Raw genomic sequence first — 13,032 nt, forward strand, 5'->3', positions numbered from 1 at the left:
AACAGATAGAAATGAGGAACAAAAGGATATTATGAATCACAAGCAGTACACCCGGGTTTATGCGCCGGTAGATTTAGATGCCATTGTTTTTAATATGGAGTCCATGAGACAGAATATTGACCAGAAAACAGGGATGATCGGAGTCATCAAGACAGATGCATACGGTCACGGCTCCGTGCCGGTGGCAGAGGCCATTGAGCATTATGTGGACGGCTATGCAGTCGCAACAGCAGATGAGGCGATGCTGCTGCGCCGCAACGGGATCCGCAAAATGATCTTGATTTTGGGAGTAACCCATCCATCCCGCTACCAGGAGCTGATCGAGGAGGAGATCCGCCCGGCCATTTTTACCATGGAGCAGGCAAAGCCGCTGTCCGAGATGGCAGTCCGTCTGCATAAGACGGCAAAGGTTCACCTTGCACTCGATACCGGCATGCGCCGGATCGGTATGGAGGCTGATGAAGCCGGAGCAGACCTGGCGGCAGCGATCGGCAGGCTTCCCGGAATTGAGCTGGAGGGCTTATTTACCCATTTTTCCAGAGCCGATGAAAAAGAGAAGACCTCTGCCAAAAAGCAGCTGGAGCGGTACCTGCATTTTACGGACCTGCTGAAGGAGCGGGGCATTGAGATCCCGATGAAGCATTGCTCCAACAGTGCCGGGATCATCGATCTGCCGCAGGCAAACTTAAATTATGTGCGTGCCGGAATCACAATCTACGGAATGTATCCGTCGGATGACGTGCAGAAGGACTTGGTTCCGTTAAGGCCGGCGCTTGGCTTAAAATCCTTTGTTACCTATGTAAAGGAGATCGGGCCGGGTGAAGAGATCAGCTATGGCGGCACCTATGTGACAGAGCGCACCATGCGGGTCGCTACTGTGCCGGTGGGCTACGGGGACGGCTACCCGAGAAGTTTGTCCAATTGCGGCTATGTGCTGATCTGCGGAAAGCGTGCCCCGATCCTGGGACGTATCTGCATGGACCAGTTTATGGTAGATGTAACGGACATTCCGGGTGTCTGCGTCGATACTCCGGTCACCCTGATCGGAACAGACGGGCAGGAAACCATCACCATGGAAAAGCTGGCTGAGCTCTGCGGCGGCTTCCATTATGAAATGGTATGCGATATTGGCAAGCGCGTGCCGCGTGTTTACTACCGGAATGGCCGGGTTGTGGGAACCATGGACTGTTTTGCGGAATAGACTAATCACAGAGAGGTATCCGTCACTGCAGGCATTTTTGCCAGATCAAATAAAAACGGAAAAGCAGCGTATACACCGCCTGGCAGAGGGCAATAATACCTTTGAAGACCAGAGACGGAGTGTGAAACTGTGATTATCAGACGAGGCGATGTTTATTATGCAGACCTGCGGCCAGTGGTAGGCTCGGAGCAGGGCGGTGTACGGCCGGTGCTCATCATCCAGAACGATGTTGGAAACCGGCATAGTCCTACGGTAATCTGTGCGGCGATTACATCGCGCATGAATAAAGCAAAGCTGCCGACCCATGTGGAGCTGTCGGCAGCAAAGAGCGATATGGTCAAGGATTCCGTGATCCTTTTAGAACAGCTTAGGACCATTGACAAGCAGCGGCTGAAGGAGCGCATCTGCCATATCGACAACGAACTGTTAGAGCAGGTGGACCAGGCCTTAAAGGTGAGCCTGAACCTTGTTACATAGTTCGGCATTGACGAAAACAGGGAAGTCTAGTAAAATCAGAAACGTATAGTGTATACAAAAGAAAGAGAAAAGAAGGAGATAGGAAAGATCAGTATGGACGATGGCTATTCGCGCCTGCTTATTCTGGCAGGTGTGCTTTTGCTTTTCCTGGCTGCAGGGTACGCATTGTGGAAATATGTGAGATCCAGGCAGGAAAACGTAACGGAAGAAGATATCATGACTATGGTAAATGAAGGACATGAGCAGGGAGTACTGGAATCCAGCGAGGCTGAGATGATCACCAATATCTTTGAATTCGATGACAAAGAGGCCGGGGATATCATGACCCACCGCAAAAACATTGTGGCACTGGATGGCTCTATGTCTTTAAAGGAGGCGGCACGCTTTGTCTTAAAGGAGGCCAGCAATTCCAGATATCCGGTCTATGGAAAGGATCTGGACGATATCATTGGTACAGTACATATGCGGGACGTGCTGGTTCATGCGGAAAATCTTCAGGAATCCCGCATGGAGATCGCGAATGTGCCGGGGGTACTCCGCCCTGCACATTTTATTCCTGAAACACGCAATATCAATTCCCTGTTTCAGGAGATGCAGTCCCAGAAGATTCATATGGAGATCGTTATAGACGAATATGGACAGACCGCCGGGATCGTTACCATGGAGGATATCCTGGAGGAAATCGTTGGAAATATCTTAGATGAATACGATGTCGATGAGCAGTACATCGTCCGGGGAGAGGGCGATGCGCTGATCATGAGCGGCATGACGCCTCTTGAGGATGCGCAGGAGGAACTTGGTATTACCTTCCCGGAGGAGGATCTGGAAAACTACGATACCATCAATGGCCTTCTGATCTCCCGTCTGGACCGTATCCCGGGAGACGAGGAGCAGCCGGAGATCCAGTATCTTGGGTACCGCTTCTGCGTCCTGAAGGTGGAGAATAAGATGATCCATTCAGTACGTGTTACAAAATTGCCGCAGACTCTTGCAAGCGAAGAAAAATAGTGTTAAAATAGAAAAGATGTTTTTCGCCTGAGAGGAATAGAGCTTCTCCAGGTGGACAAGGACGAAAAGAGAAAGTATAAAGTAAGGAGCGTTATTTTATGTCAGGACATTCTAAATTTGCCAATATTAAGCACAAAAAAGAAAGAAACGATGCAGCAAAGGGAAAAATCTTTACCGTGATCGGCCGTGAGCTTGCCGTAGCAGTAAAAGAGGGTGGCCCGGATCCGGCAAACAACAGCAAGCTTCGCGATGTCATCGCAAAAGCAAAAGCAAACAACATGCCGAACGACACCATCGACCGCGGTATCAAGAAAGCAGCTGGCGATGCAAACTCCGTAAACTACGAGGTACTGACCTACGAGGGTTACGGCCCGAGCGGTGTTGCAGTCATCGTTGACACCCTGACCGACAACAAGAACCGTACCGCTGCAAACGTAAGAAGTGCGTTCACTAAGGGCAACGGTAACATTGGTACTCAGGGAAGCGTATCCTTCATGTTCGACAAGAAGGGCCAGATCATCATCGACAAGGAAGAGTGTGAGCTCGACGCAGACGAGTTAATGATGATGGCATTAGACGCAGGCGCAGAGGATTTTTCTGAGGAGGAGGACAGCTTTGAGGTGATCACTGATCCAGACGATTTCAGTGCTGTCCGTGAGGCTCTTGAGAAAGAGGGCATCCCGATGCTGGAGGCAGACGTTACCATGATCCCGCAGACCTGGGTTGAGCTGACCGACGAAAACGACATTAAGTACATGAACCGTCTGTTAGACCTTCTTGACGACGACGACGATGTACAGGCTGTATACCACAACTGGGATACCGATGAGAGATAAGACAAATAAAATATTTGAGATCAGAATGAAATCAGAAAAGGCCCGGAGCATTTTGCTCCGGGCCTTTTCGTCAGACATCAGGGAGGCGCAGACGCGCCTCATGCTGATGTTACTGGTAAACTAAGTTTACGTTTTTGAAGGTTACATCTGCGCTGCGTGCCACAAACATGCCGACATAAACATGGTCGGAGTCGATTGCAGTCAGCGGGAAGTCAAAGCCTGCGGATACCGGGGCATTGTCACCGAATACACAGGTGTATCCGTCTGGACCTTTGCGGATCTCTACGTGTACGGTCTCACCGGCTTTGTATACGCGGGAGGCGGTACCGCCGGAGGTAAGCTGTCCATTCTTTCTTGCAAAGCAGTTCCATGGGGAGGCAGAGGAGAGCTGGAGCTGTCCGGCTGCAACATAATCGCCCAGGGTATCGTTGACAACGGTGTCGAGGTAGATGTCATCGCGGACCATCAGTCCAAAGGAGTTCAAGACGGAAGCGTTATAAGCGTTGATGGTCACATCGGCGGACAGGATAAAGTTTGCGGAGGACGGAACCTCGCGGTAATACATCGCAATACCGTCGCTGCCCTGCTCAATGCCGCCGACCTGCTGAGTTCTGGTGGCACCGGAATTAGTTCCAACTGCCATGTGAATGGAGTTATCGCTGTTGCCCTGCAGGCAGAAATACATGCTGTTTAAGTATTCATATCCATCGATGTTTCCGAATACGGTCGGTTTCCAGTCACCGACAGTCGAAAAGATGCTGCTCACACTGGCTGGTGCGGTAAAGCTCTGTGCATGGTAGTTTGCATTGATGGAGTTATTGTCATATTGCGGGACCTGAGGGTTCGAAATAACATAATTTTTCAGCCCGGAGTTTGATTTTAACAGCTCGTCTGCGATGAACCAGGCATTGCACTGGGCACCATAGAGATTGGTGTGGGTGTTGTCGATGCTGACATCGCGGTTGGATGTTTGAGCGTGGCGGTTCTTGATGCCGTCTGCGCCGAGACGTTCATAGACATCCTTGGTGCGTGCGGTAAGATCCAGGACCGGAACACTCTTGCCGACACCTAACTGGCGGATCGCTTTTGCGTAATCGCCGCCCTGGAAGGTACCTTCCTCATTTTTCTTAGTGCTGGTGATGTGTCCGTCTTCTCCGGTGTAGTTGTTTGCTACATTGCGGCGCACGATCGGGGTTACTAAGATTGGATTAGCCTGTTTGCCTTTTACCGGTTTGATGTACTTTTCATAGAGGTTGTACTGGAAGGAACCGCTGGTGGAGACAGAACCGGCCGGGTTAGAGTAGCGGCCCTGCTCGGTACGCTCATCGTTGTGGCCAAAGCCGATGAGAACATAGTCACCAGCTTGTACACCCTGCAGCAGACGCTGGTACTGCTCAGTGTCGGAGTAGGATTTGGAGCTGGTACCGGATACGGCAAGGTTCTGGATATTTACCCCCTGCAGGTACAGACCGAGCTGGGTTCCCCAGCCGTAACGCGGGGAATAGTAGGTTGTATCATTAAATGCAGCGGCAGTGGAATCGCCGACTACCCAGACGGTAGGCGGTGCAGAAGGCTTGTCTACGGAAACTCCGCCGGACTGCGGCTCGCTGTACTCGCCAGGTGCATTGGTGAGGGCTGAATTATTTGTGGATGAGGAACCGCCCGCAACTACCGTGGCAGCAGAGGCAGGAACGGCAGAAAAGGCTGTCGTTACCGCGCAGATACAGCTAAGGAGCAGGGCCTTCATGCGTGAAGCGTTTTTTTTCATGGGTCAGATTCTCCTAAGTTAAAAATTTGAGGGCCATTTTGCAAGGCAGAAATGACCCGATGTGCTCCATTATAGACCATGGAAAAAAACTTGCCAAGCTATTTTCTGGAAGATTTGGGAGATTGGAAGAATGTTGTAAGAGAATCTTAAAAAACGGACCTGCCGTAAAACGAAGCCGGATACTTCCGGGCTTTCGTTTGCGGCAGGCCTGTGAAAATAAAGATGCATATGGATCCGGCCGATATCATGCCGGGCAGATTGTAACCGGGCAAATGATAGCACGCAGGACAGATGGAACCGGTTAAATTCTACCGGGTCAGTCTCTCCAGATCCTGGTAAAATCCCGGATAGGAGATGTTGACACATTCTGCGCCGAGAATTTCAGTCTCGCCTTCTGCCATACCGGCAGTCACGGCGAAGGTCATGGCAATGCGGTGGTCTAAATGACTGTCGATGACGGCACCGTGAAGCGGCTTGCCACCGTGTATGATCATGCCGTCTTCCGTCTCCTCTACGTCAGCGCCCATGGCACTTAAGCTTTCCACCATGACGGCGATGCGGTTGGATTCCTTCACCTTCAGCTCCGCCGCGTCACGGATGATGGTGTCACCTTCTGCAAAGCAGGCCATAGCTGCGATCATAGGAAGCTCATCGATCAGGGTGGGGATGATCTCACCGTGGATATCCATGCCGTGCAGGGAAGAGGAACGCACAAGGATATCGGCAACCGGTTCACCGCTTTCTTTTTTGTTTAAGAGGGTAAGATCCCCGCCCATAGCCTGGCATACGCGGATCATGCCGTCACGGGTCGGATTGATCCCGACATTTTTAATAAGGATTTCAGAGCCGGGAACCATAAGTCCTGCCGCGAGGAAAAATGCAGCAGAAGAGATATCGCCCGGAACCTGGATTTCTTTGGAGAAAAGCTCGCTTGCAGGCTGGATGATAGCGGTGGTGCCCTCCGTGCGCACATTAGCCCCAAATTCATTTAGCATCAGTTCTGTATGGTTGCGGGAGAGCAATGGCTCTGTGACCCTGGTTTCGCCGTCGGCGTAAAGCCCGGCCAGGAGAATGGCTGACTTTACCTGGGCGGAAGCGACCGGGGACTGGTAGTGGATCCCGTGCAGCGGCTTTCCGTGGATGGCAAGCGGCGCACAGCCATTTCCATGGATGCTTTGGATGTCAGCACCCATCTGGCTTAAGGGATCCATGATGCGTTTCATAGGCCGTTTCTGGATGGAGGCATCGCCGGTAAGCGTTACGGAAAAATCCTGTGCACAGAGAATGCCGGAGATCAGGCGGGTTGTGGTACCGCTGTTGCCGCAGTCTAAAACCTCATCTGGCTTTTTTAAACCGTGCAGACCGTTTCCGTGGACCAGAACGGTATCGCCGGTGTTTTCGATGGATACCCCCATCTTCTGGAAGCATGCTATGGTGGATAAGCAGTCTGCACCCTGCAGAAAGCCTGTGATCCTTGTGATGCCCTTTGCGAGGGAGCCGAACATGACGCTGCGGTGGGAGATGGACTTATCGCCCGGAATGGTGACTTCGCCCCGCAGACCATTTGATTTTGTGAATTTCATAAATGATTACCTCACTTCCCTGATTCTTCCAAAATATAAGCTTTCTAAAATATAAGCCTTCTAAATAAAACATAGCGTGAAGGAAAAGAAAACCATTAGAAGGCTTAGTGCTTCGGAATCAGTTCGTAATTATATTTTTTCAGCTGTTCCCATGCCTGGTGCATGGCTGCTTCATCGTAGAAAACAATCTTTAAAGCACCGTCGCCCTGCTCCCGGTTGTGGTTGATGCCAATGTTGCAGATGCTGATGCCGCGTGCGCTTAGGATGCAGGATAAGGTGGAGATCGCACCTGGCTCGTCCACGATATCTACGGTAAAGGCGTACTCCGGAGTGACAGAGCCACGCCGTGTTTCCGAGATCGAGTTGCGGTAAGTGCGCGAGGTCTCAAAAAGATGGTAAATGTCTTCGCCCTGTCTGGCCTTTAAGGAGCCCAGAATCTGGTTTAAAGAAGCAATATAGTTTTCCAGCATACTTATGATATTACCGGTGTTTGTCATGCAGATCTGTTCCCACATTTCCGGGGAAGAGGATGCAATGCGGGTGATATCCTTAAATCCGCCTGCAGCAAGACGCTTCATCAGCTCGTCTCTGTTGTCGGAATCGTGGACCAGGTTTACCAGGCTGGAGGCAACCAGATGCGGAAGATGGCTGATCGCGGCCACGATCCGGTCATGCTCGTGGTAGTCCAGCACGATCGGGATGGAACCGGTCAGGTTTGCGACTGCGACGATGCGGTCAGTATCTTTTTTGGAAGAATGTGCAGTAGGGGTTACGATATAATAGGCATTTTCCAGAAGATGATCCGTGGCGTTTTCATAGCCGGTCTTTTCTGAACCAGCCATCGGGTGGCCGCCAACGAAAACCTCTTCCATGCCAAGCTTTGTGACAACCTGATGAATATCTTCCTTTGTGGAGCCAACGTCTGTGGTCAGGGCACCCGGCTTTAAAAAGGGGCGGATCTGTGCCAGGTACTGCGCATTGTATTCCACAGGAGTGCACAGGAAAATGATATCGCATTCCTTTAAAGGCTCCCCAATGCCGTCTAAGATAACATCCACAATGCCGTCGGCTTTCGCCTGCTCCAGCTTTGCGCGGGTGCGCATGTATGCCATGATCCGGGCTGTGGGACAGGCACGCTTGATGCCTTTGGCGATCGAGCCGCCGATTAGCCCCAGACCGATAAATCCAAATGTTGTGTCGTTCATGTCAGAATCTCCTTGAAATAATACTGGATCCGTATTCCGCCTGCGGCGTTACATCCAATACGTAATGCAAATACTAAATGCTATTCTAAGATAATATGAAAATGTTGTCAATGCTTTATTGCTTTAAACTGCGATAGTGAAAAGCGAAAAGAATCCAGAAAAGCAGGGACGTATCAGACGAAAAGAAAAATTTTCCAAAAATAATTTGTGCAAATCGTATATTCTACTTGAAATTTTCAAACTTTTTTAGTAGAATATCGTCATAGACTAAAATTGATGTACAGGAGGGAATCATATGAACGTTTATGGTACAAAACAGATCCGAAACGTCGTTTTACTTGGCCACGGCGGGGCCGGCAAGACGACGGTTGCAGAAGCACTTGCCCTGGTAACCGGAGTCACCAAGCGTATGGGCAAGGTTGTTGACGGTAACACCATCAGCGACTACGACAAGGAAGAAATCAAACGTCAGTTTTCCATCTCCACGTCTCTGATCCCGATCGAGTATCAGGGCGATGAAGGCATGATGAAGATCAATATCCTGGATACTCCTGGTTATTTTGACTTCGTCGGCGAAGTAGAAGAAGCAGTCAGTGTGGCAGATGCAGCGATCATCGTTGTAAACTGCAAGGCAGGCATCGAGGTCGGCACGGAAAAGGCATGGGAGCTGTGCGATAAGCTCAAACTGCCACGCATCATTTTTGTCACCAACATGGACGATGACCATGCAAGCTTCCGTGAACTTGTACTGAAATTAGAGAGACGCTTCGGCAGAAGCATTGCTCCGTTCCAGCTCCCGATCCGTGAAAATGAAAAGTTTGTCGGATATGTAAACGTTGTCAAAATGGCCGGCAGACGATTTACCAATTTAAGCGATTACGAAGAATGCGAGATTCCTGATTATTCCCAGAAAAACCTCGGCATTGCCAGAGATGCTCTCTTAGAGGCGGTGGCAGAGACCAGTGAGGAATATATGGAGCGCTATTTCTCCGGTGAAGAATTTACACTGGAAGAAATTCAGGGCGCTCTTCGGGAACATGTGATAGATGGCTCTATTGTTCCGGTGCTGATGGGCTCCGGTATCAACTGCCAGGGCTTTAAGACGCTGTTACAGGTCATTGACCGTTACCTTCCGACCCCGGATAAATTCGAGTGTATCGGTGTCGATGTTTCCACCGGTGAGCGTTTCACCGCAAAATACAACGACCAGGTTTCCTTATCCGCAAGAGTGTTCAAGACCATCGTAGACCCGTTCATTGGTAAATATTCGCTTATGAAGGTCTGCACCGGTATCTTAAAACCGGACAGCACCATCTACAATGTCAATAAGGATACCGAGGAAAAGGTCGGCAAGCTGTACCTGCTCCGTGGTAAGGATACGATTGAGGTATCGGAACTGCGCGCAGGCGATATCGGTGCCGTGGCAAAGCTTGGCGTGACCCAGACCGGCGATACCATCGCCCTCCGTTCCGCACCGATCGTATACCACAAACCGCAGACCTCCACTCCGTATACATACATGCGTTATAAGACCGTGACCAAAGGTGACGAGGACAAGGTTTCCAGCGCACTGGCAAAGCTGATGGAAGAGGACCTGACCTTAAAGTCTGTGAACGATAAAGAAAACCGCCAGCTTCTGTTATACGGCATTGGTGACCAGCAGCTCGAGGTGGTTGTCAGCAAGCTGTTAGGCCGCTATAAGGTAGAGATCGAGCTGAGCAAGCCGAAATTTGCATTCCGAGAGACCTTGAGAAAGAAAGTAGAGGTTCAGGGCAAATATAAGAAGCAGTCCGGCGGACATGGCCAGTACGGCGACGTCAAGATGATCTTTGAGCCGTCCGGCGATCTGGAAAAGCCATATGTATTTGAAGAGAAAGTCTTCGGCGGTGCAGTTCCGAAGAACTACTTCCCGGCAGTTGAAAAGGGTGTTGCAGAGAGCTGCGTGAAGGGACCTCTGGCTGCATATCCGGTCGTTGGCGTAAAGGCAACCCTGGTAGATGGTTCTTACCATCCGGTAGACTCCTCCGAGATGGCATTTAAGACCGCTGCCATGATGGCATTCAAGAAGGGCTTTATGGATGCAAATCCGGTTCTCTTAGAGCCGATTGCATCTTTGAAAGTAACTGTCCCGGATAAATTCACCGGCGACGTTATGGGTGACTTAAACCGCAGAAGAGGACGTGTCCTTGGCATGAACTCCGATCATCACGGCAAACAGGTGATTGAGGCAGACATCCCAATGTCCGAGCTCTTTGGTTACAATACAGACCTGCGCTCCATGACCGGCGGTATCGGCTTATATGAGTACGAGTTCAGCCGTTATGAGCAGGCTCCTGGCGATATCCAGAAGAAGGAAGTCGAGGCAAGAGCTGCTAAGGTCGACAAGCTGGATGTATAATCTTATGGATACCAGAAGACAGATATCGAGAATATGCTGGGCTTATACAGCATTTCTGGCAGTCTCTACGGCAGCACAGATTTTTTTCGGTGCACTGTTAGAGCCGCTTGTTCTGATCTTTGGACAGAGCCGTGCGCTTGAGCGTGCGGCTCTTCTGGTGTCAGAATTTGCGATGTACGGAATCGGATTTCCGTTGTTTGCCTGGCTCATGGGACGCATCCCGTCCTGTGAGATGAAAGAAAAAAAGAAGATCAGCATGGGCCAGTTTCTGGGGATGCTGGTTTTATGCTATGGCCTTACCTACATCGGGAATATGCTTGGAAGCATTCTTATGGAAATGGCAGGGAGCATAAGCGGAACCGATTACAGCAATCCGGTGACCGATGTGATCGGTCAGATGGACCTTGGAATGGTCTTTTTAACGGCAGTGCTGATCGCTCCGGTTATGGAGGAACTGGTGTTCCGTAAATATCTGGTGGACCGTCTGGTCCCTTACGGGCAGAAAACAGCAGTGCTCTTGTCTGGCCTGTTTTTTGGCCTGTTCCACGGGAATTTTTACCAGTTTTTTTATGCGGCAGTTCTCGGTGCGGTTTTTGCCTGGCTGTACAGCACGACCGGCCGGATCCGCTATAACATTGCGCTGCATATGCTCATCAATCTCATGGGAGGAGTGCTTCCCATGGTGTTATCCCAGGGCTCAGAGGCAGGAAATCTGTTTGCTTTTCTCGGGTATGGCTTTTTAAATATTTTTGCCTATGTCAGTATGGTGATCTCGGTGATCCTGCTGGCATCGCATTACCGCCAGATCCCGTGGTTTAGCGGCTGGGTTTTCCGTAGGGAGCCGATGCTTGTGACCTGTCTGAAGGCACCTGGCTTCTGGGCATTTCTGGCTGGAAGTGTGCTGTTATTTGTTTTTGGGTAGCTTTCGGATTTTAACAAGTGGTTTTTATTCTTAAATTTTTGTATTGACAAGTGTGCTGTAAAAGGGTATGATACAAAACATGATTAAGTTATGAGAGCGAAGGCGTTCGAACAAAGAGTTCGGGCGCCTTTTTTCTTTGCATCATAGGAAATTGCGTCCTGGGAGATTTCATAGGATCATGGGACCAATTTGAGAGGAGAAAACCATTATGGATGATATTGACAGAAAAATATTAAAGCTTTTGCAGGATAATGCGCGTGTTTCCTTAAAGACCATAGCGGAGAATACCTTTCTTTCCTCCCCGGCTGTTTCTGCCCGGATTGAAAAGCTGGAAAAGGATGGAGTGATCGCCGGTTACCATGCAATGATCGATCCGGAGAAGCTTGGATACCACATCATCGCGTTTATCAACCTTGACGTAGTGCCGGAGGAAAAGCCGCAGTTTTATGCCTATGCGGAAAGTGTTCCGAATGTGCTTGAATGCAATTGCGTAACAGGGGCATATTCCATGCTGTTAAAGGTTGCATTCCAGAGTACCATGGAGTTAGATGTTTTTATCGGGCAGCTGCAGAAGTTTGGAAAAACCAGCACACAGATCGTGTTTTCCACGCATGTGGGGCCGCGTGGAGTTGCGGTATAAAAGACTGGGACAGCCCATCTGGTAATGAATAAGGGTAGAACCAGAATTACTTCCTTTTCATATTGTAATAGAAGAATACAAAATGGAAAGGAAGTATTTTTTTGGCAGAAATAAAAAAGGTGATCCTGGATGCCGGTCATGGCGGGGAAACAGATCCCGGAGCAGTCTATCAGGGACGCCGGGAGAAAAATGACAATTTGCGGATGACTCTGGCAGTAGGACAGATTTTGAGCGAAAATGGTGTAGATGTAGGCTATACAAGAGTGCAGGATGTGTACCAGACGCCGCTTCAGAAGGCCCAGATGGCAAACAACTGGGATGCAGATTATTTTGTTTCCTTTCATAGAAATGCCATGCCGGTTCCCGGGACAGCTTCCGGGACAGAGACTCTGATCTTTTCGAAGGACGGGGAGGCAGAACGTCTGGCGGCTAACATCAATACAGAGCTTAGGCAGGCAGGCTGGAATGATCTGGGAACGATTGAGCGCCCCGGACTGATCGTCCTCCGGAAAACGGAGATGCCGGCTGTTCTGGTTGAGGCTGGCTTCCTCGACAATGAGGCGGATAACCAGAGGTTTGATGCACAGTTTGAACAGACAGCCCAGGCTATTGCAGATGGGATCCTAAAAACTGTGAACGGACAGGAAGGACAGCCGGAATACTATCAGATCCAGGTAGGAGCCTATGGGCAGAAGGAGCTTGCACAGGCTCTGCTCAGTCAGCTGCAGGCAGCAGGTTATCCGGCATTTCTGGTCTTTCAGGACGGCCTGTACAAGGTGCGGGTCGGGGCTTATCTCAATCTGGATAATGCAGCATGGATGGAAAAAACATTGCGCATGGCCGGGTATCTCACCCTGCTGGTGCAGGAGCCGGCCGTGTACTGAGTGTCTGTAAACAGGCGCCATGCATGGAAAATCTTTCCTGGCAATCTGGACTGTGTACTGAGTGTCCACGAACAGGAATCATATGACAGCCTGCAGGAACGTGCGGCAGA

General features: G+C 50.2%; 11 protein-coding genes. 8 read left to right on the top strand and 3 right to left on the bottom strand.

Going from position 1 to position 13,032, the window contains the following annotated elements:
• Positions 1-31 precede the first annotated feature (31 nt).
• From alr to DW922_RS03315, 4 genes are all read left to right on the top strand, one after another.
• Positions 32-1,201 (top strand): alanine racemase, encoded by a 1,170-nt coding sequence (alr, locus tag DW922_RS03300; RefSeq protein ID WP_118725774.1) that lies wholly within the window; start codon positions 32-34, stop codon positions 1,199-1,201.
• Positions 1,202-1,330: 129 nt separating this feature from the next.
• Entirely contained in the window at positions 1,331-1,678 is a 348-nt protein-coding gene (locus DW922_RS03305; RefSeq protein ID WP_118725775.1) for a type II toxin-antitoxin system PemK/MazF family toxin, read from the top strand.
• 93 nt (positions 1,679-1,771) lie between these two features.
• Complete coding sequence (locus DW922_RS03310; RefSeq protein WP_118725776.1) at positions 1,772-2,686, top strand: hemolysin family protein; 915 nt, start codon at positions 1,772-1,774, stop codon at positions 2,684-2,686.
• A gap of 98 nt (positions 2,687-2,784) precedes the next feature.
• Positions 2,785-3,522: a YebC/PmpR family DNA-binding transcriptional regulator gene (locus DW922_RS03315; protein WP_118718422.1), complete on the top strand. Its 738-nt coding sequence runs from the start codon at positions 2,785-2,787 to the stop codon at positions 3,520-3,522.
• 109 nt (positions 3,523-3,631) lie between these two features.
• On the opposite strand, the gene DW922_RS03320 is transcribed toward DW922_RS03315, so the two are convergent.
• From DW922_RS03320 to DW922_RS03330, 3 genes are all read right to left on the bottom strand, one after another.
• The gene (locus tag DW922_RS03320) at positions 3,632-5,290 is read right to left on the bottom strand and encodes a GDSL-type esterase/lipase family protein (RefSeq protein ID WP_118725777.1); all 1,659 of its coding nucleotides are present in this window, start codon (positions 5,288-5,290) and stop codon (positions 3,632-3,634) included.
• 308 nt (positions 5,291-5,598) lie between these two features.
• Positions 5,599-6,873, bottom strand: a complete 1,275-nt coding sequence (aroA, locus tag DW922_RS03325) for a 3-phosphoshikimate 1-carboxyvinyltransferase (RefSeq protein ID WP_118725778.1) — start codon at positions 6,871-6,873, stop codon at positions 5,599-5,601.
• A gap of 104 nt (positions 6,874-6,977) precedes the next feature.
• Complete coding sequence (locus DW922_RS03330; protein WP_118725779.1) at positions 6,978-8,078, bottom strand: prephenate dehydrogenase; 1,101 nt, start codon at positions 8,076-8,078, stop codon at positions 6,978-6,980.
• A gap of 295 nt (positions 8,079-8,373) precedes the next feature.
• Here DW922_RS03330 and DW922_RS03335 point away from each other — a divergent pair, with 295 nt between their 5' ends.
• From DW922_RS03335 to DW922_RS03350, 4 genes are all read left to right on the top strand, one after another.
• Entirely contained in the window at positions 8,374-10,476 is a 2,103-nt protein-coding gene (locus DW922_RS03335; protein ID WP_118725780.1) for an elongation factor G, read from the top strand.
• A 4-nt stretch (positions 10,477-10,480) separates the two neighbouring features.
• Complete coding sequence (locus tag DW922_RS03340) at positions 10,481-11,398, top strand: type II CAAX endopeptidase family protein (protein WP_182436774.1); 918 nt, start codon at positions 10,481-10,483, stop codon at positions 11,396-11,398.
• Positions 11,399-11,606: 208 nt separating this feature from the next.
• Positions 11,607-12,038 (top strand): Lrp/AsnC family transcriptional regulator, encoded by a 432-nt coding sequence (locus DW922_RS03345; RefSeq protein ID WP_118718414.1) that lies wholly within the window; start codon positions 11,607-11,609, stop codon positions 12,036-12,038.
• Between the two features lie 101 nt (positions 12,039-12,139).
• Positions 12,140-12,922, top strand: coding sequence for an N-acetylmuramoyl-L-alanine amidase (locus DW922_RS03350; protein ID WP_118725781.1), 783 nt, complete (start codon positions 12,140-12,142; stop codon positions 12,920-12,922).
• Positions 12,923-13,032 lie beyond the last annotated feature (110 nt).

The organism is Clostridium sp. AM42-4, from assembly GCF_003480105.1.
In the GTDB taxonomy this organism is placed as follows: domain Bacteria; phylum Bacillota; class Clostridia; order Lachnospirales; family Lachnospiraceae; genus Brotaphodocola.